Source organism: Bosea sp. 124 (assembly GCF_003046175.1).
Classification (GTDB): domain Bacteria; phylum Pseudomonadota; class Alphaproteobacteria; order Rhizobiales; family Beijerinckiaceae; genus Allobosea.
Genome location: NZ_PZZM01000001.1, coordinates 3,183,643 through 3,202,220 on the forward strand (window position 1 = coordinate 3,183,643; position 18,578 = coordinate 3,202,220).

Genomic DNA, 18,578 nt, shown 5'->3' on the forward strand with positions numbered 1-18,578 from the left:
GCGTTCCCATGCGGGAAACGCACAGATGAGGGGGCGAACTCTTTTATTCGGACGTCGCCTCGGCGTTGCACTCTGGCTGAGCCGCGTCCAACTGGCCGCGCAAAGCATCTACAGGCTCTGCATCGCGATCCGTTTTCGCTGCCGAGAGCAGAAAAAAGGCCCCGGATTTCTCCGGAGGCCTTGGTGACTATAGGCGTTGAAGGTCAGACGACTGGCGGCGTCATACGGCTGGACGTGGTTGCCTCCCGATCATAGGGGGCGGCGCTTTCCTCGAAGCGAGACCAGCCTTCCTTCCGATACTGAGCCGTGCGCTCGGTACGGTCGAGCGGTATTGCGCCGTCCAAAATCGCCTCGACGTTCAGCACCTGATCGGCCTCCGCACGGACGGATACGACCGAACCGCCGCGACGGACGGACTCGGCGTAATAGTTCGCCTCGTCCTCGTCGTGGCCTTCCTTGATGAAGGAGCCGACCAAGCCCCCCGCAGTTGCACCGGCAACCGCACCCACCGCAGTCGCGGCGAGCCAACCTGCCGCAACGACAGGTCCGACGCCGGGAATGGCCAGCATGCCAAGGCCTGCAAGCAGGCCGGCCGCGCCACCGACGCCAGCACCGATCCCGGCGCCTTCCTCGGCATTAGTCTCGCCCGCCTTACTGTCGCGGCCGACGATGCTGATATTGCTGCTCGAAATTCCGGATTCCTCAAGCCGCTCGACGACCGAGCGCGCGGTGTCGTAGTCGCCATAGGAACGGGTGATGGTGCGGGTCATGATGGTCTCCAAAGGTCGTGGTGAGAGGGGCATCCGTCAGTTCTTGACGATGTTGCCGCGGTAATCGACGGAGACGTTGACCGTGGCACCGGCGTTGGTCGCCTTGCCCTTCCAAACGCCGTTGTCGTCCTTCTTCAGATCCATCACATTGGTGTAGCCGTTGGCCTCCAGGCGACTCTTGGCTTGGCCCTCAGTGAAGCTGTTGGCCCCGGGCAGCGGGGCGTTGGCGTCGGCTGGCGCGGTCGGTGCGGGTTTCGGTGAGGTGGTGGCGGTCTGGGCCATGGCGCCGAAGGAGGTCGCCGTGGCGATCAAGGAAGCGATGATCAGCTTTTTCATGGTTGTCTCCGGAGGTTGCGGACTAGCCGCGATGCTCAGGAAAACGGCCTCCTGCCCGGTTAGTTCCAACCCAGATCACGGACCCGTGAGCGGAACAGGAATGGTTCTCCCCGGTTGAATGGGCTTCCAGACACGCCAAAGGGGAGAAAACCATGGCAGAGTCAAAAGCACTCGACGACATGTTCCACGACATGCTCAAGGACGTCTATTACGCGGAGAAGCAGGTGCTGAAGGCCCTGCCGAAGATGGCCAAGGCCACCAAGTCTGCCGAGTTGAAGAAGGCCTTCGAGACGCACAAGGCCGAGACCGCCGAGCAGATCGAGCGCCTCAGCCAGGTGTTCGAGCTCATCGGCAAGACGCCGCGGGCCAAGACCTGCGATGCCATCCTCGGCATCCTCAAGGAAGGCGAGGCGGTCATCGAGGATTACGAGGACAGTCCCGCCCTTGACGCCGGCCTGGTCGCCTCAGCCCAGGCGGTCGAGCACTATGAGATCGCCCGCTACGGCACCCTGAAGGCTTGGGCCCAGCAGCTCGGCCACAAGGACGCCGTCAAGCTCCTCGACGAGACCCTCGCCGAGGAAACTAAAACGGACAAGCTGCTTACCCAGTTGGGCGGAACGGCGAATTCCACCGCCACCAGCAAGGTTGCCAAAGCGGCTTGATGATCACCGCGTAGGGAAGGCCCGTCGAGCGGCACTCGGCGGGCCTTTTCATGTCCGGCTTCATGTCCGGCGCGCGGAACCGAAAACTATTTTTTCCGTTTTTGATCCGGGGGCAGGGGTTCAGCAGATATGCCAAAATACACCATTACGACGGATGCCGGCGACGGACCGGAGCGCTTTGATGAGCCGGTCGAATTCCCCCACGACAAGGCGGCGACCGACGACGCGCAGATAGCGCTAGCCGACATGGCCAAGGATACGCTCCCTAACGGCAAGCGCGCTAATTTCGCCGTGTCCGTTGAGGACGAGGTCGGTAAGGAAATCTACGCCGCCGAGATGCATTTCACGGCGAAGACTGAGGAAGATCTCGAGCAGGGCGCGGCGGCCTGCGTTCGTTAAGCCAGATCAATAGCGCGCCGATCAGACGCGCCTGGAGCAAGTCGATCTTTCCTCGCCGTACATCTGGCGTTTTACGAGCTTGAGACGGGTGATCTGGCCCTCGGTTTGACCGTTTGACCAAGTCGAGATGATAGCGGCTCGCACTGCGGCCTCGTCTCGGCGAACGCCATTCGCCAAGGAGGCAACCAGGCTTTGGGAGGCGCGCTCGATCCATGATGTCAAGGGTTCGGGCCGTCTCGCTTTGATCATGGCATGGAAGGCGGCGACAATCTCGCGAGCCTCCACCAAGGCTGGGATGCTAGCTCCTTGCCTTTAAGCAGGATGCGCAGCCGTCTGAACTTGTTCAGCGCCGCCGCTGCGCTGGCCGCTCCCGCTAAGCCGGCCGCAACGGCAATTATGCTCTGCCTCGAATAAGGCGTCCGGTAGGGAGCACGGCTGTACGGAGATGCTAACCTCGTCATCTGGCCGAAGGTCTTCGAGCTCAACCGCCGGACCATCCTCGCCGCTGGCATGATCGGCGTTCGCGGCCGGATACAGCGCGAGGGAGAGGTCGTCCATCTGGTTGCGCAGCGCTTGACAGATCTGTCAGGGGAGCTTGCGAAGGTCGGCGAGCTGACGCGCCGTAGGGTCCGCCGTTGATCTGTGGGGGTGGAAGCCGCCGCCGAGCGGGCTACAGCGCACTGCGAATAGCCTTCAAACTGGCGGAGATGATTTTCAACTCCTGCTTCCGGCCGAACTTCTCTTTTAGTACCGAGAGTGCACTCTTGGCGTAGCGGAGGTGTCAGGATTTCGGTTGACCGAATGGCGGAGCCTTTATTCCCATTAACGCACTCATTCTCAGGCCGCCTTCGCCACCGCCTCGTTCAGCCGCGAATGCGTCTGCTGGAGAATGTCGTAGAGGTTCCGGAACGCGTCGTCACTGACGGGCGCGCGACCATTGCGGGCGGTGCGCTCCATCTCCGCTGCGGCGGAGGCGACGCGTCCTGCACCGAGATTGGCGCTCATCGATTTCAGCGCATGGGCACATTTGGCAATTAGGTCGCTGTCGCCTGATTGCGTCGCCGAGCCCAGGCGTTCGACCTCCTCTAGCGAGGTCACCCGGTAGAGGTCCGTGATCCGGCGGACTGTCTCCAGCGATCCGTTGGTCATCTCGATCAGGTCGTGCAGCACCGCTTCGTCGAGATAGTCCTCCTCGACCGCCGGTGATGAGGGCGACGGCGCCAGCGCGGAGTCCGGCCCGGTCAAGGCCGTGGCGAAAGTTGCGATCGCGCTGCCGAGCTGGAGCAGCGTGAAAGGCTTGTAGACCACGCCGTCCATGCCGGCATCGCGCCAGGCCGTGGCGGCCGAACCGACGACATGAGCGGTCAGGGCGACAATCGAGACACGCGGCCGACCGGTTTCGGCTTCGCGCGCCCTAATGGCACGCGTGGCGTCGAAGCCGTCGAGCCCGGGCATGCTGCCATCCATCAGGATGAGATCGAAGGACTCGCGCTCAGCGGCCGCAACGGCCTTGACGCCGTCATTAACGAAGCGCGCGACAATGCCGAATCGGCGCAGCGCGGCATCGGCAACCTCGCGGTTGACCTCGCTGTCATCGGCGACGAGGACCCGCATCTGTGGGAATTGTACGCTCGTGGCCGTCTCGGCATGAGCGGCATCGGCGCGGCGCCCGGGCTGGCCCAAGGATTGGCCCATCTGGAGCGAATGGATAAGAGCAGCGACGTCACGTCGCTGGACGGGCCAGGGCAGGGCATCCTCGGCGCCGGCCGCGATCAGCCCGTCGACATCCTCGCTGGCGCCGGCCAGGACGATGATTGCGCTGCCGTGCTCCGTGAAGGCTGCCAGGCGATCGGGCGAGGCGATGACGAGATCGGCCTTGGCGACGCCCTGCGGCGGGGAGCCGTCGAGCAGGCGAACAGCGAACCCGGCGGCGGCCAGCAAGTCCTTCAGCATCGCTGCGGTCTGGTGCTGATGCAGGGCTATAACAGCGGTCTTGCCGGAGCCGGGGACGGCAGGCTCAGCCACCGGGCCTGACGAAGCCGCAAGCGGAAGCGTGAAGAAAAAGCGGCTGCCGCAGCCGACCTCACTTTCGACGCTCAGCGTCCCGCCCATCGCTGCGACCAATTGCCGTGCGATCGACAGACCGAGACCCGTGCCGCCATGGGTTCGCGTCGTCGACTGGTCGGCCTGCGAAAAGGTTTCGAAAATCGTGTCGACCTTTTCGGCAGCAATGCCGATCCCGGTGTCGCGAACCGAGAAGCTGAGCCGGCCCTTGCTCTCTCGGGCGACGTGGACGGTGACGCCTCCGGACTCGGTGAATTTCAGCGCATTGTTGACGAGGTTGCCGAGCACCTGACCGAGGCGGACCGGATCGGCCCTGACGCACAGGCCCGGCGGGGTCTCGATCGCTCCGCAGAGATCCAGCGCCTTTGAGCGGGCCCGGTCGCTGAAAAGCTGCAGGACGGCCTCGACCGAATCCTCGGGGTCGATGTCGAGGGTTTCGACCTCCAGCTTGCCCGCCTCGATCTTCGAGATGTCGAGAATGTCGTTGATGATCGCGAGCAGGCTGGTGCCGGAACGCGCGATCACCTCGGCCTGCCGGCGCGCGCGCTTCGGCAGTTCGGCGGCGGCAAGAAGCTCCGCCATAACCAGGATTCCATTCATGGGCGTTCTGATCTCGTGGCTCATCGTGGCCAGGAAATCTGACTTGGCCTGATTTGCCTTATCGGCCGAAAGCGCCGCGCGCTGATAGTCCGCCGTCCGGTCCGAGACCTCGCGCTCCAACCGGTCGCGGTGGTCCGCGAGCCTGCGGTCGCGCTCACGGATGTCGCTGATCATCCCATTGAAGCTGTTGACCAGCATGCCGATCTCGTCGCGGGACTCTGCCTTGAGCGTCACCGAGTAGTCGTGCTCCTGGCGCACACGTGACATGGTCTGCGTCAGCGCGCCGAGCGGCCCGGTGATCCGCCGTTGCAGGCGAAGCGCCAGCGCCACCGCAAACAGCGTCGCGATCGCGCCCGTCAGCAGTGTGCTCTCCACTGCGTGCCGGATCGCCGCCGGCAGATCCTGCGTATTGGCAATGACCCTAAGGCTGCCGACCTGTGTGCCGCCATGGATGATAGGAACGACGGCCTCCATCGACCTGCTCCGCAGCAGCGCTGGCAGGGACCAGCGCGTGTCGGGCGTCAGGACGACGAGGTCGCCGGCGAGCTGCTCGGTCGCGCCGATATCTGCCAGCGATTTTCCGTCTCTGGTTTCGATGCCGGCGAAGGTGATGCCCTTCATCCGGCTAATCGCGGTAATCGCCACATAGGCGGCGCTGGAATCATTATCGGCGACGGGGCGGGACGCTGCTGCCGAGATCGCATGCGCCGTGCTCAGGAGCGCATCGCGCCGTGACAGGCCGTAGGTTTCCGTCTCGCGCCAGACCGACACGCCGACCAGAATCCCGCTTGCCAGCAAGGTCGATGCGACGACGAGCAGGATCAACCGGAGGCGGATGGATAGGTGAGGACGCAACGACATAACGCCACGATAGGCTGCCTATGCTTTCACAAACACAAACGACCCCACCCATTTTTGGAGGGAGGCGGAACCGTTTATTTGCATCTCTCGTCAAAGGTCATCGGACTGGGCACCAGAACAGTGCCTCGGGAGTGATGCGATGACGATGACAGACCAAAACTGCGTTCCATTCAGTTATGTGCTGTGCGATCAGGTGGCGATCCTCGCGGTCGATGACGATCCGATCCAGCGGGAATTTTGCGCCGTCTACCTGGCGACGCCCCACGCTGAGATCACGACGGTCGGCTCAGCGGAGGAGGGCCTCACGCTTCTGGAGCAAGCCAGGTTTGACGTGGCGCTGATTGATGTCGACATGCCTGGGATGGACGGCATCGAGATGGTCCGCAGGCTTCGCGCAGATCGCCGGTTTGACGACTTGCCTTTGATGGTCATCACCGGGCGCGAGGATATCGTCTCAATCGACCAGGCCTATGCAGCCGGCGCCACCTCCTTCATGTGCAAGCCTGTAAATTGGCGGCTTCTGGGTCACCAAATCCGCTTTTTGGTCCGGGCGCACCGTGCCCTAGCTGCAGCCTGACATGTCAGCTCGCTGATCCGATGAGGATTGATGGGCGTCTGCCGGGGCGATTAGCGACTGGAGGGCCAGCCGTCGCGGATGAATGCGTCGATCTCGGCGGCGGGCACCGCTGGCGAGTATAGATAGCCCTGAAGCAGGTGACAGCCGGCCACGCGCAGGAACTGCTGCTGAGCCACGGTTTCGACGCCCTCCGCCACAACTTTCAGCCCCAGCGCTCGCGACAGGGCGGTAACGGCCTGAACGATGGCTGCCGCCTTGAGTTCGCCAGTCCCGTCGATCAGGGATTTGTCGAGCTTCAGCTTATCGATCGGAAGTTTCTGCAGATAAGCGAGGCTTGAATAGCCCGTGCCGAAATCGTCCAGCGCGATCTGGATGCCGCCTTGCCGCAGGACATTCATCGTCGCGATTGCGCGCTCGAAATTTTCGATGATGCCGTTTTCGAGAAGTTCCAGCTCGATCTGCCCTGCGGGCACGCCAACCTCTGCGAGCAATGCCAAGAACTGCCCCGCGAAATCTGGAGACTGAAACTGCCGGGCGGTGATATTGATCGCGATCGTCAGCATCGGCCAGCGCAGCCCGTCTGTGCAGGCTTGGCGGATGACCCACCAGTCCACCGCATCAGCCTGCACGTCGTCTTCTATTTTACCGAGAATAGCCTGCGGACCCGATACCCTACCTGCCGCATCGACGGACCGCACAAGGCATTCGACGCCGACGAGCGTCTTACCATCCGAAGTGACCTGGGGCTGGTAGTAGAGGTGGGCGTTTGAGAGCAGGTGCAATTTTCAAGGATCCAAAGGAGGTCGAGCTTCTCGAAGAGTCATGGTGCGGCAGCTTCGAATGCGACTCCGATGGTGTGACGTTGGTTCCATATGATCCGTACCGGCCGCCTCCAGCCGAGTTCCGGAACGTGCAGGGCGACCGGGCGGTCAGTATCGAAGTCGAGCGGAACGCGAAGCCGCGCGCCACCGTCCGACAGGTCGCGAACGATGCAAATGATGGGTCGCAGCCCGTCGATCTCCAGATAGGCGGGGCAGACGAGCCGCTGCCGCATGTGCCTGCGCCGGGCCGTCGGATCGGCAGGGATCATATCGCGAGCGACGGCAGCCGTCATCGTTGTAGACGTCACTGTGTCAGTTGCGGAGCGGTTGCTCCCGGCCCGACGCCGGCCGGCACTGGAATGTCGGTCGACCCGTATCGGGTGTTTAGCACCATGGTCGGGCCGGCCGAGAGGGTGAAGCGCTTTGTGACGACGATGGTATACGCGGATTCGGCGGCGACCGGCTGGTTAGCCCCGATATTGAGCTCGCCGCGCGGCATGTAGATCGTACCCAGCAGCACCTTTGCGTCGTTGCTCAGGATTTCGTGCTTCTGGTCCACCGGGGAGTTACGGTCCTCAAAAAACAGGATGCCCGCGAGCGCGCCGTCCTTCGGGGCCGTCAGGCTGATCCGCGTGTTGGCGTCGAACCTGACGACGGAGCCCTTGCCATTGAGGAAGATGCCCACGTTCTGGCCGACAAGGGCTGCACCCTCGGCGACGTCGAGTGGGCCATCCTTGAAGGCGTAGATGCCCGGACTGAGGTTGACGACAGCGGTCTTTGAGATACGGATGCCGCCGCAGTAGGTGCCCGGATAAAGCGTCGTCGTCGCGGTGATCTTGAGATCCGTCGCGGTACAGCCTCCCATCGGAGGCGCCGGACGCGACGCGAGAGGATCGTTGATGACCGGGCAGTCCAGGGTCGGCGCCGGCGAGAAGGCGTCGTACTTGTCCTTGTAGCTGCCGCCGGCCGAGCAGATGAAGCGGGCCTTAATCGACGAATTCTGCATGGCCTTCAGGCCGTCGCGCTTGCGCGAGTTCGAGTAGACGGCACAATCCGGAGCCTCCAGCTTGGCGTCCTTTTCCAAGTAGATCGCTTCCTTCTTGTCCAGCTCCAGCCCGATGACGCAGATCGAGGCGCTGCCCTGGACGCGTGCCGTCGCCTTGGCACCGACCTCGACCGCGCTACTTCCGAACATGTGCATGATGTTGGTGTTGGCGATGTTGGTGATCTCGACTGTCACCGACATCCGCTTGGGATCGACGCTCGCCGCTACCTTCCCCGTCTGCTTGGCCGTTTGCAACGCTGTGGTAGCGAACTTCTCCGCGACGGTCTGGACGATCGCGGCGCTGGCGTTGGCCAGCCGGAACTCCCTCGCGGCTGCAAGGGCTGCGGAGTCGGCGGTCAGCTGGAAAACGGTCTTTTGGGTAGAGAGGATGCCGTAGTCGACCACGACACCCGCCCCCATCAGGAGCGCGGGCAAGGCCATCGCGAACATGGTCAACACGCCGCCGCGATCGTTCCGGGCGAATTCGCAACCGAGCCGACGCGCCCGCAAGCGCTCGGCCGCCCCATTACCTGCATGGAGTCCGCACTTGCTGCTTATTTTCATTGCGCCCGTCCTACCGACATTCTGTCGGACTGTTGGGAGGATTGCACTGAACCTCCAAATATTTCTTGCGGCGATCCATAACCCGGCTGGGTATTAATTCATCCGGCGGTAACCATCGATGCCCGAGCGGTCCGATATCTAGAGGTCCGCAAAGGGTCGCTGTAAAACGTGCTGCCTGCTTTTGGTCATTTGACGCGGTGAGCCCACGATAAAGGGCCGGCGTCATGCCCTGATCGCCTCCATCAGCGGCCGGGTGCCGATGAGGCGCCCGTGCGCGCGATCTCAAAGGCTCGGTCCACGGTGGTTTGGTTCGCTTTATGGAACGGCTCGCCCCTTACCCTCGGCAAGATTGCGTCGGCCGCACATGGCACGGAGGTGAGCCGATGAATAAGATCAGTGTTCGGGGAATCGATCTTGGCAAGGACGTTTGCAGCGTGGTTGGTTTCGACAGCGCGGGGCAGGTGCTGCTGCGTCGGCGGATGCGACGCGACAGTATCCTGAAGCTGGCGTCAGGAAGGCCGACCTGCGTCATGGCGATGGAAGCATGCTGCGGCGCCCATCATCTTGGCCGCCTGCTTCGCGAGCAGGGTCACGATGTGCGGCTGATGTCGCCAGAGTATGTTCGTCCGTACGTGAAGGCTCAGAAGAATGATGATCGGGACGCCGAGGCGATCGCGGAAGCAGCAACCCGCCCGACGATGCGCTTCGTCGATCTCAAGAGCTACGAGCAACCCGACATGCAGAGCCTGCACCGGGCGCGGGACCGGCTGGTTGGCGAGCGCACGACGCTGATCAATCAGTTGCGAGCGATCTTTCTGGAGCGCGGGATCGTGATGGCGAAGGGACGGCGCAAGCTCGAACTTCGACTGGATCAACTCCTTGCTGGCGAGGTGGCGATCAGCCGTCGGATCAGACAGCTCGTCGAGGACATGCGGGTGTAATGTCGGCGAGCTGGTGAGACATCCGAGGCGTTCTTTATAGCCGTTCTCGCAGCGCCTCGTAAGGCGCCTTTCCAGCGAAAGCGCCATGGGGACGCGACAAATTATAGAAGTGTTCCCACTCGGCCAGTTTGGCTGCGAGATCGATGTCGTCGGTGTAGGTCAGGAGCTGGTAGAACTCCTCTTCGTCGGTTCTGTGGGAACGCTCGACCTTACCGTTCAGCTGTGGGGAGGCCGGCTTGATGTAGGCGTGGCGAATGCCGAGATCCTCGACATGCCAGTGGAACTTGACTTGGAACTCATGGCCGTTGTCGGTCCGAACTTCGCGGATCCGGAAGGGGAACTTCTCGATGACTTGATCGATGAACGCGATCGCGTTGGTCTGGGTGTGACGATCGTAGATCTTCAACGCCCTGATGCGGGTCGCGTCATCGATAGCAGTATACTGATATCGCTTGGCGGGCTTGCCATCTCTCCCCACAAATTTCAGGAACTTGACGTCAACCTGGATCTGGTGGCCCGGGACCTTCTGTTCGTAGCGTTTCGTGTGGATATTGCGGACCCGTGTGCCGCCAGGTGAGCGGCTCACGCCGTGCCGCTTGAGAATACGATAGACGCCGGCATCCGAGATCGCGATGGCGTGGTAACGCGCCAGGTACCAGACGATCCGCATGGGTCCGAGATGATAGGTCTTCCGAAGATGGAGCACCTTCTCGACAATCTCGGGGGCCGTCCGGTTGGCCGGATTCTTCGGAACGGTTTTGCGGTTGTCAACGGCGGTCGGATTCCAGGCCATCGTGGCGGAGTAAAAGCAGGCCACTGGCGTTGGGGAGCGGCGGATATGGCGAGGGCCCCGATCGGGGCCCTCGCCATATCCGCTGTCGGGATTGATCAGGGGATGATCTCGCCGGTTTCTGGATCGGCGTTGTCTGGGGTGGCCTGGTTTTGCTCCGCCGCGGCGGTGGCGCGCCGGCGGCCAGCGGATTGCCTGAGGCGGTAGCTGTCGCCGTTCATGGCCAGGATGCTGACGTGGTGGGTGAGCCGGTCAAGCAGCGCGCCAGTCAGCCGCTCCGATCCCAGGACCGAGGTCCAGTCCTCGAAGGGCAGGTTCGAGGTGACGATGGTCGAGCCGCGCTCGTAGCGCTGCGAGAAGACCTCGAACAGGAGCTCGGCGCCGGTCGGTGACAGCGGCACATAACCAAGCTCGTCGACGATCAGCAGCTTGACCGCCTGCAACTCGCGCTGGAGCCGGAGCAGGCGCTTCTCGTCGCGGGCCTCGAGGAGCTGATTTACCAGGGAAGCCGCCGTCGCGAAGGCGACAGAGAAGCCCTTCTGGCAAGCGGCCAGCCCGAGCGCGAGAGCGACATGGGTCTTGCCCGTGCCGCTGTTGCCGAGCGCGATGATGTTCTCCCGGCGCAGGATGTAGCCGCAGCGCGCCAGCTCCAGCACGAGCATCTTGTTGAGGCTCGGGATCGCGGTGAAGTCGAAGGTGTCGAAGCTCTTCACCGCCGGGAAGCGCGCCGCCCGGATCCGCCGCTCGACCATGCGCCGTTCCCGGTCGATCAGTTCGAGTTCGACCAGCCGCAGCAGATAGCGGGGATGATCGACGCCGTCCCGGGCGCATTCCCGCGCCACCTTGTCGTATTCGCGCAGCACGGTCGGCAGCTTCAGATGCTTGAGGTGGTGCGCCAGCAGGATCTGCGGCGTTCCCGCGGTGGTCCCCGCCGGCATCGACTCCTTCGCCGCGCCCGTCATGCTGCCGCTCCTGGCAGGAGCACGGCATAATCGGCGGCCGAGGTCGTCTTCACCGACGTCTTCGGCAAGTGCGGATAGGCCGCCAGGTCGAGGCGGGCCGGGCGCCGTTCCAGACGCGCCAGCGCGATCAGCTTCACCGCGTCGAAGCCGATCGCACCGAGCCGGATTGCCTCGCCGACGGCCAAGCTCACGACCTCGCGCGGAAGGGCTTCCATCAGCCGCAGCACCTGGATGAACTCGCGCTTGCCGCGATTGCCCATTCGCGCCTCCAGCAGATGGCGAAGGTGCTGGAAGGTCTCGGGCAGGTCCCAGCCCTGCAACGCCGCCGCCTGGTCGAGCGCGTTCGGCTTGACCTCGATCAGCGCCAGATAGTGCAGCGGATCGGCGACGAACACGCCGGTCCCGTAGCTGCGCGGATGCCGGGCGATCTCCTCGCCCCTGCACAGGACCACGACCTCCTCGACGAAGCCCTTCACCATCACGTCCTGGAAGCCATAGGCCGTCGGCACCGAGTAGTCGTTGGAGCGATAACGGACCAGCGCCGTCGATGAGACCCGCCCGCCACGCTTCTCGCACGGCTCCAGCGGCACCGCCGGCAAGGGGCGCAGGGCCTCACAATCGGCAGCGAGACGGTCGCCGATCATCTGCGCGTGACGACCGGCGCGCTCGTCCTGCCGCCGGCGGCAACGCTCGGCCAACATCGCGTTCAGCTCGGCCAAGCTCGCCGCCACCGGGATCGGCGTCATGAAGTTCGAGCGGGCATACTTCACCAGCCCCTCGACCTTGCCCTTGTCGTTGCCCTTGCCCGGGCGGCCGAACCGATCCCGGAACAGATAGTGGCTTACCAGCTCGGTGAACGCCCGTGTCCGCTCGCGCCGGCCATCGCCGCAGATCTTCGCCACCGCGATGCGCGTGTTGTCATAGAGCACCGACAGCGGGACGCCGCCAAAGAAGCCGAAGGCCGAGACGTGCCCGTCCAGGAACGCCTCCGTCGTCTCGCGCGGATAGGCCTTCACGAAGCAGGCGTCCGACTGCGGCAGGTCCAGGCAGAAGAAGTGAATCTTCTGCCGCACCCCGCCGATCACCGCGATCGCCTCGCCGAAGTCCACCTGAGCGTGACCAGGCGGATGCGCCAGCGGCACGAAGGTCTCCCGGCCCCGCGCCCGGCAGAGCCGCACATGGTCCTTCACCACCGTGTAGCCGCCGGCAAAGCCGTGCTCGTCACGAAGGCGCTCGAAGATCCGCTTCGCCGTATGACGCTGCTTCACCGGTGACGTCCGATCCGCCTCCAGGATCGCATCGATCACCGGCAGAAGCGGACCCAGCTTCGGCTTCTCGACCGGCTTCGTGCGCGTGTAGCCCGGCGGCAGCGAGAACCGGCACATCTTCGCAACCGTCTCGCGGCTCAGCCCGAACACGCGAGCCGCTTCCCGCCGGCTCTTCTCCTGGTTGAAAACGAAATCGCGAACCGCCGCGTAAATCTCCACAGCGAACATCCCCGCCAACCCCGAAAGGGGTCAGCCTATCCAATGGCCGACTTTTACGCCGCCCGCGCCGGCACAAACGCAGGCGCTCCACTGGATGGTTTTCTCACCGCCGTGCACATGCGGTTGACGAGGCCTGCTTCGCCGTCCCGCTGATAGGCCGCCTTCCAGCGGTAGAAGCTGGTGCGCCCGACGCCGAAATATCGGCAGGCCTTGCCAACGTCACCGATCTGCTCAGCGTGCCTGAGAACACGCAGCTTGTGCTGCACCTCGCGCCTGAACCTGCTCATCGAGATACCCCTTTCCGCCCCTCAGGGCATGCAAAAAGGATGTCTCGCGAGTCCGTACATTCCTACAGTCGAGAGTTCGGCGTTGGAGGCAGGTAAAATTGCGGATGGAGTGTGTTCAACTACTTCTACGGACGCTGCCGTCCAACTCGGTCGCGTCGGCAACGGTGTTCGAGACGGTTCCATACTTTCGGACATTGGTATGAAGCAGCGCCAGGCGCTGGTCAGTTTCGTCGGTATCGACGATGAGTTCATAGCGGACCGATACGATTTTTGGCGGAGAGTCCTGGCGGACCGCATGGAGCCGCACCTCGATTCCGCGAAGGTTGAAATGGAGCATCGGGGTTACGCGTTCGATACCCTTGATCATACAAGCTGCTATCGCCGCGAGGAAAAGCTCGGCGGGATTGAACGCGTCACGTCTCCCGGCGGTATCTGTGTCGAGAAAAATCTCTGCGTCCTTTGTTCTGGCTAGACTCCCTGGGCGTCAATCCGGTGGGCGGTGACGCTGTATTCCATTACAGGAGCCTCTCGATTTCTTGCGGCGTCAGAACCTTGCCCGAGGACACGAGCCTCTCGTCAATCACGAGCCCGGGCGTGGACATCACGCCATAACCGGCGATCTGTGCAAAATCCGTCACCTTGACGATCTCAGCTTCTTTTCCTGCTGCCTTGGCCGCGGCCATGGCATTCTCGCTCAACGCGACACATTTCTTGCAGCCGGAGCCTAGTATCTTAATGATCATCGTCTTTGTCTCCCTTTCAAAGGAACAGATAGGTGATGCTGGTGAAGAGGTATCCGATAATCAGGATGCCTGCTGTGACGATCCCCAGAAACAGGATCAGAAGCGGCATCTTGATCACGCGTTTGAGCATGATGATCGAAGGCAGCGAAAGCGCTGTAACAGCCATCATGAAGGCCAAAACCGTTCCCAGCCCGACACCCTTACCGACCAAGGCCTCGGCAATGGGCAACGTTCCAAAAATGTCGGCGTACATGGGGATGCCCACGACGGTCGCTACCAGAACGGACCACCACTTGTCCTGCCCCAGAAGGGCGGTGATCGTAGCCTCGGGAATCCAGTTATGGATCAACGCGCCAACGCCCACCCCGAAAAGGATATAAGGCCAAACACGATGGATGATCTCCGTCACCTGATCCCAAGCGTAGCGGAACCGTTCCGCCCGCGACATGGTTGCTTCGCCGTCTTTGACCGGCACGGTGTACACAAAGCTCTCCACCTGATTTTCCATTCTGACCTTGCCGATGAGGGTGCCTCCTGCCACCGCGAGCACCAGCCCAACGCCGATATAGGTCAGGGCGATCGGCCAACTGAAAATTGAGGCGATGAGGATCATCGAGGCCAGATCGACCAGGGGCGACGAGATCAGGAATGAGAACGTCACTCCGAGCGGCAGCCCAGCCGCCGTGAAACCTATAAAGAGCGGAATGGACGAACACGAACAGAACGGCGTGATCGTTCCCAGAAGCGCTCCAATGACGTTTGCACCGATGCCGGAATATCCGCCAAGGATGCGGCGCGTTCGCTCCGGCGGGAAGTAGCTCTGCACCCAGGAGATCGCGAAGATTAGCACCGACAGCAGGATGAATATCTTGATGACGTCGTAGATGAAGAAATGAAGGCTGGCGCCGACGGGTGTGGCGACGTCGAGTCCTGTGGCTGCCAGAAGGTACGCCACCAAGTCCGACAGCCATTCCATTCGCAACAATTGGTCATTCAGCCAGCCAAAGAATCCGCTCATACGGCATTTTCCTAATTTTAAGCCGCGAAAACGAAATTCTGGGCGCCCACCCTCGGGCAGGGGTGAAGCCGTGTACAGTATAGGCCGCTGCCCACCTCAGAAGCGAGGGTGATAAAGCTGGTGCTGCACTGCGTAGCTCAAGGGGGCATCTCGCTAGAAAACGCGAGCTAATACCAACGGCCACTGGATCTGACACACGGGGTCTCTTCGGCGGCTCGTTTCGCTGATTCCATGGGGGCGAGGAGGATTCGCGCCATGGCTGCTGCGGTGAAGCTTCGAACGGATTATTCGGCCTTCGATTTGCGCCGGCTTGCCCCCGCGTCGCGGCACGCCAAGCAAAGCCGCCGGCTTCTATCGCTGGCGACGGTTCTCGACGGCATGGATCGGGAGCAGCCGCGCGGATCCGCGGCATGGATCGCCAGACGCTGCGCGACTGGGTTCATCGGTTCAACGAAGCTGGCCCCGACGGGCTGAAGGACATCCGCTCGAAGGGGTAGGAGATAATAGCCGAGGCCAAGATCGACCTCGCCATTCAGCACCGCCCCGGCGATCAGGTCGACGCGCATGCTGCAGAGCGTGATCTGAACGCCCGGGCGCTCCTCGGCGACCCTCAAGCCGCAACTCTCACCTGCATCGGCCTCGCTGACCTCCGATCGACCGTCTTGAAGCCTGCCACGATCTGGTTCAGCCGGTCGATCTGCTCGGACAAGGACATCGCCGACGCGGCGCTCTCCTCCGACAGGGCCGCGTTCTGCTGGGTCATCTCGTCCATCTGCGCCACGACCTGCGCCATGGCGTCGATGCCGTTCGACTGCTCGCCGGTGGCGGCGGCGATCTGCGTGATCTGCCCCGAGAGATCGTTCGCCGACGCGACGATGTTGCTCAGGACCTCGCCGGTGGAGCGCACCAGCGCCACCCCTTGCGAGACCTCCGCGCCCGAGCTGGCGATCAGCAGCTTGATGTCGCGCGCCGCCTCGCCCGAGCGCTGCGCCAGCGTGCGGACCTCCGAGGCCACGACGGCGAAGCCCTTGCCGGCATCGCCGGCCCGCGCCGCCTCGACGGCCGCGTTCAGCGCCAGCAGATTGGTCTGAAAGGCAATGCCGTCGATGACCGTGGTGATCTCGGCGATCTTGCCACTCGACTGCTCGATGCGCGCCATGGCGTCGACCGCATCGGCGACGGTCGCGCCGCCTTGGCCGGCGATGGACGTCGTCTGCTGCGCTAACGCTACGCTGCGACGCGAGGCCGTCGCGCTGTGCTTGACCGACGCCGCAAGCTGCTCCGTCGTCGCGGCCGTCTCCTCCAGCGAGGCGGCCTGCTGTTCGGTGCGCTGCGACAGGTCGTTGGCGCCAGTGGTGATCTCGCGCGCCGACAGGCCAATCTGGGCCGCGGTCGCCTGAATCGTGGCGACGGTCGCGCCCAGCTTGTAAACGGTGCCGTTGATCGCGCGCCGCAGCTCGCCCAACCGGCCTTCATAAGCCGTCTCGATCTCATGCGTGAGATCGCCCTCGGCCACCGCGTCCAGCACCGTCGCAAATTCGCCCGTCGCCCGGTCGACCACCTGGTTGATCAGGTTCACGCTCTCGACGAGCGTCTGTAGATCGGGCCCGACCGTGCCGGCCGCGACGCGGCCGCTGAAATCACCTCTCGCGGCGCGCTCGACGACGGCGCCGACCTGGGCGACGACCTGGACCATCGCCTCCGCCCGCGCGCTGCGTTCGGCCGCGGTCAGCCTTTCGTCGGCCTCCAGGGCGCGAACGCGATCGGCGTTCTCCCTGAACACGCCGATCGCCACCGCCATCGCCCCGATCTCGTCCTTCCGGCCCTGATGCGGCACGGCGACATCGAGACGGCCCGCGGTCAGGGCTTTCATCACGCCGGTCAGCTGCTCGATTGAGCGGACGCTGCGGAGGGAGATCAGCGCCACCAGCGGCACCAGAATCAGCAGCAGCAGCAGCGCCTTGCCGGCGAGACTGAGCTCGAAGGCGACCAGGGCCGCAAATCTTGGCCCGCGATCGGACAAGGTCACGACGGTGAGGGCGGCGGCGCCTTCGATGGGAAGCGACAGGCCCGACACCTCGAATGCGCGCCCGCTCAGGTTCACCGTGGCGGTGGCGTCCGCCGCCAGGGCCCCGTCGGGGATGGCTAAGGATGTCAGGTCGGGCAGCGTCGCGGCATTGACCTTGCCCTTGTAGATCAGCACTGCCTCGGCACCGGTCAACCGCTTGATCTCGGCCGCCGTATCGGCGCGGAAGCGCGAACCGAGTTTCAGCGTGCCGATGCGCTGCCCGCCGAGATTGATCGGCTGGACCGATTCGGTCGCCACTTCCCCCGACGAGGGCGAGACCGAAAGGCCGCTGGCCGGCTGCCCTCCGATCGCTCGACGGACCAACGGCTCCTTGCTCTTGTCGTCGCCGGCGCTGTTGGGGTTGTGACCCCGCATGATGACGACGCCCTTCGCATCGGTCACTTCAAGCGTGCCAATGACAGGGTCGAGTTGCTTGATCTGGGCGAAGAGCCGCACGAAGGTCTCGCGCAACCTGGCCTTGTCGGCGCTCTGCACGGCCGACACGACCTCGGGGTGCGTCGCGTAGATCGAAGCGTAGGTATCGACCCGGTGGCCGATCTTGGCCAGCACGTCCTGAGCGCGACCGCGCGTCGCCAGAGCGTCCTTCGACATGTCGAGATCGGCATCGGCCCTGAGCGCGAAATGCGACAGCACCAGGAGCACGGCGCAGCAAGCCACGCACAACGCCACGACCAGGCCCGCCGCCTTGGCGCCCAACGACTGAAGTCTCGGCATTTTTTTCTCCCTAGATCGTAGCGCGATCAATTACGATAAGAGGGTTAAAAATGCTTACGCAGCGTGATGATATGCTCGTTTTCTAGGCACGCGCGGGGCGCGCATGGGCGGCTTTTGCGCGGGTACGGGCACACCTTTTTAGTGGCGGCTATCCAAGGCATTTTGGCCATCGCTGACGACCACATTCACGCGCCCAAGCGTTTAGCGCGGGCCGCTACCCGGATGTCGTTGATGCGACACGGCCGGAACCCTGCCGTGACGCGTACGGGCAATTGAGGGTCGAGCACATCATCGTCTGCGGCCACTTCGGCTGCGGCGGCGTCCAGCGAGCGCTGGTGACGGAACGCGGTGCGATGCTGGACCACTGGCTCCAGCCGATCTCGATCCTGCACCGCAAGCACCGCGAGACGTTCGCTCGCAGGCCGGACGAGGCATGCCGTCTTGATCGGATGTGCAAGATCAACGTCGAGATGCAGGTCCGCCGGGTCGCACAGACACCGATCGTCGAGAATGCATGGGCGCGCGGCCAGGAGCTGAACCTCCATGGCTGGTTCTATGCGATCGAGGAGGCCTGCTGCGCGACCTCGGCCCGCATTTGTCGTCGATCGAGCAACGCGACGCGCTGCCCTCGATCGACAATCGCGTCCTTCATCCCGTCGAGGCCGTGAGCGCGCTGAGGCCCCAGGCTCTGGACGGCTTCGCAAACCTCGCCGAGGTCGAGCACTCGCATTCGCCCTGCTGCAGGGCGACCGGTCTCCACCCTCCCGGTCATGGCTGAACCCGAGACAAGAGCACCCCCGATGTCGGACATCATCACCATCACGGCCCAAATCTATACCGACAGCGAT

16 protein-coding genes and 7 pseudogenes are annotated in these 18,578 nt (G+C 63.4%); 7 read left to right on the top strand and 16 right to left on the bottom strand.

Translation table 11 applies throughout. From position 1 onward, the window contains the following. Positions 1-203 precede the first annotated feature (203 nt). Together C8D03_RS14990 and C8D03_RS14995 are read right to left on the bottom strand one after the other, a co-directional pair. On the bottom strand, positions 204-770 hold the full coding sequence (locus C8D03_RS14990) for a general stress protein (protein WP_108051674.1): 567 nt from the start codon (positions 768-770) through the stop codon (positions 204-206). Positions 771-806: 36 nt separating this feature from the next. Then, positions 807-1,106, bottom strand: a complete 300-nt coding sequence (locus C8D03_RS14995; protein WP_108047308.1) for a PepSY domain-containing protein — start codon at positions 1,104-1,106, stop codon at positions 807-809. Between the two features lie 152 nt (positions 1,107-1,258). On the opposite strand from C8D03_RS14995, the gene C8D03_RS15000 reads away from it, so the two are divergent. Beyond that, complete coding sequence (locus C8D03_RS15000) at positions 1,259-1,768, top strand: YciE/YciF ferroxidase family protein (RefSeq protein WP_108047310.1); 510 nt, start codon at positions 1,259-1,261, stop codon at positions 1,766-1,768. Positions 1,769-1,897: 129 nt separating this feature from the next. After that, positions 1,898-2,167, top strand: a complete 270-nt coding sequence (locus tag C8D03_RS15005; protein ID WP_108047312.1) for a DUF6894 family protein — start codon at positions 1,898-1,900, stop codon at positions 2,165-2,167. Between the two features lie 16 nt (positions 2,168-2,183). Here the strand turns inward: C8D03_RS15005 and C8D03_RS15010 are convergent. Then, a pseudogene (locus C8D03_RS15010) lies at positions 2,184-2,458 on the bottom strand (transposase); the annotation flags it as partial. 150 nt (positions 2,459-2,608) lie between these two features. On the opposite strand from C8D03_RS15010, the pseudogene C8D03_RS26805 reads away from it, so the two are divergent. Beyond that, positions 2,609-2,779 (top strand): annotated as a pseudogene (locus C8D03_RS26805) (OB-fold nucleic acid binding domain-containing protein); the annotation flags it as partial. 225 nt (positions 2,780-3,004) lie between these two features. Here C8D03_RS26805 and C8D03_RS15020 read toward each other — a convergent pair. Next, positions 3,005-5,686: an ATP-binding protein gene (locus tag C8D03_RS15020; RefSeq protein ID WP_181300995.1), complete on the bottom strand. Its 2,682-nt coding sequence runs from the start codon at positions 5,684-5,686 to the stop codon at positions 3,005-3,007. Between the two features lie 145 nt (positions 5,687-5,831). Between C8D03_RS15020 and C8D03_RS15025 the strand changes: the two genes are divergently transcribed. Then, on the top strand, positions 5,832-6,269 hold the full coding sequence (locus C8D03_RS15025; protein WP_210203925.1) for a response regulator: 438 nt from the start codon (positions 5,832-5,834) through the stop codon (positions 6,267-6,269). A 50-nt stretch (positions 6,270-6,319) separates the two neighbouring features. Here the strand turns inward: C8D03_RS15025 and C8D03_RS15030 are convergent, their stop codons facing one another. From C8D03_RS15030 to C8D03_RS15040, 3 genes are read right to left on the bottom strand one after another with little or no spacing between them, the layout of a single operon-like run. Further along, positions 6,320-7,051 carry an EAL domain-containing protein gene (locus C8D03_RS15030; RefSeq protein WP_108047316.1) on the bottom strand — a complete coding sequence of 244 codons (732 nt, stop codon included), beginning with the start codon at positions 7,049-7,051 and terminating at the stop codon, positions 6,320-6,322. Between the two features lie 38 nt (positions 7,052-7,089). After that, positions 7,090-7,383, bottom strand: a complete 294-nt coding sequence (locus C8D03_RS15035; protein ID WP_108047318.1) for a PilZ domain-containing protein — start codon at positions 7,381-7,383, stop codon at positions 7,090-7,092. Positions 7,384-7,394: 11 nt separating this feature from the next. Then, complete coding sequence (locus C8D03_RS15040; RefSeq protein ID WP_108047320.1) at positions 7,395-8,699, bottom strand: TadE/TadG family type IV pilus assembly protein; 1,305 nt, start codon at positions 8,697-8,699, stop codon at positions 7,395-7,397. 383 nt (positions 8,700-9,082) lie between these two features. On the opposite strand from C8D03_RS15040, the pseudogene C8D03_RS15045 reads away from it, so the two are divergent. Beyond that, positions 9,083-9,634: pseudogene (locus C8D03_RS15045) on the top strand (IS110 family RNA-guided transposase); the annotation flags it as partial. A gap of 40 nt (positions 9,635-9,674) precedes the next feature. Here the strand turns inward: C8D03_RS15045 and C8D03_RS15050 are convergent. The 7 genes and pseudogenes from C8D03_RS15050 to C8D03_RS15080 form a co-directional block, all read right to left on the bottom strand. Beyond that, positions 9,675-10,391, bottom strand: a pseudogene (locus C8D03_RS15050) (integrase core domain-containing protein); the annotation flags it as partial. Positions 10,392-10,528: 137 nt separating this feature from the next. Further along, positions 10,529-11,392, bottom strand: coding sequence for an IS21-like element helper ATPase IstB (istB, locus tag C8D03_RS15055; protein ID WP_108047321.1), 864 nt, complete (start codon positions 11,390-11,392; stop codon positions 10,529-10,531). Next, positions 11,389-12,888 (bottom strand): IS21 family transposase, encoded by a 1,500-nt coding sequence (istA, locus tag C8D03_RS15060; protein ID WP_108047323.1) that lies wholly within the window; start codon positions 12,886-12,888, stop codon positions 11,389-11,391. Before istA ends, istB begins: the two co-directional genes overlap by 4 nt. A 113-nt stretch (positions 12,889-13,001) precedes the next feature. Further along, a pseudogene (locus C8D03_RS15065) lies at positions 13,002-13,166 on the bottom strand (helix-turn-helix domain-containing protein); the annotation flags it as partial. A gap of 115 nt (positions 13,167-13,281) precedes the next feature. Then, complete coding sequence (locus tag C8D03_RS27055; protein ID WP_348981703.1) at positions 13,282-13,533, bottom strand: hypothetical protein; 252 nt, start codon at positions 13,531-13,533, stop codon at positions 13,282-13,284. Between the two features lie 148 nt (positions 13,534-13,681). Continuing rightward, positions 13,682-13,909: a thioredoxin family protein gene (locus C8D03_RS15075; protein ID WP_108047325.1), complete on the bottom strand. Its 228-nt coding sequence runs from the start codon at positions 13,907-13,909 to the stop codon at positions 13,682-13,684. Positions 13,910-13,925: 16 nt separating this feature from the next. Then, positions 13,926-14,927: a permease gene (locus C8D03_RS15080; RefSeq protein ID WP_108047327.1), complete on the bottom strand. Its 1,002-nt coding sequence runs from the start codon at positions 14,925-14,927 to the stop codon at positions 13,926-13,928. A gap of 255 nt (positions 14,928-15,182) precedes the next feature. Between C8D03_RS15080 and C8D03_RS26810 the strand changes: the two are divergent. Then, positions 15,183-15,406 (top strand): annotated as a pseudogene (locus tag C8D03_RS26810) (helix-turn-helix domain-containing protein); the annotation flags it as partial. Positions 15,407-15,537: 131 nt separating this feature from the next. Here C8D03_RS26810 and C8D03_RS15090 read toward each other — a convergent pair. Further along, entirely contained in the window at positions 15,538-17,730 is a 2,193-nt protein-coding gene (locus C8D03_RS15090; protein WP_108047331.1) for a methyl-accepting chemotaxis protein, read from the bottom strand. Positions 17,731-18,002: 272 nt separating this feature from the next. Between C8D03_RS15090 and C8D03_RS27150 the strand changes: the two are divergent. Beyond that, positions 18,003-18,239: pseudogene (locus tag C8D03_RS27150) on the top strand (carbonic anhydrase); the annotation flags it as partial. Between the two features lie 44 nt (positions 18,240-18,283). Here the strand turns inward: C8D03_RS27150 and C8D03_RS26820 are convergent. Then, positions 18,284-18,460 carry a hypothetical protein gene (locus C8D03_RS26820; protein WP_248308484.1) on the bottom strand — a complete coding sequence of 59 codons (177 nt, stop codon included), beginning with the start codon at positions 18,458-18,460 and terminating at the stop codon, positions 18,284-18,286. Positions 18,461-18,578 lie beyond the last annotated feature (118 nt).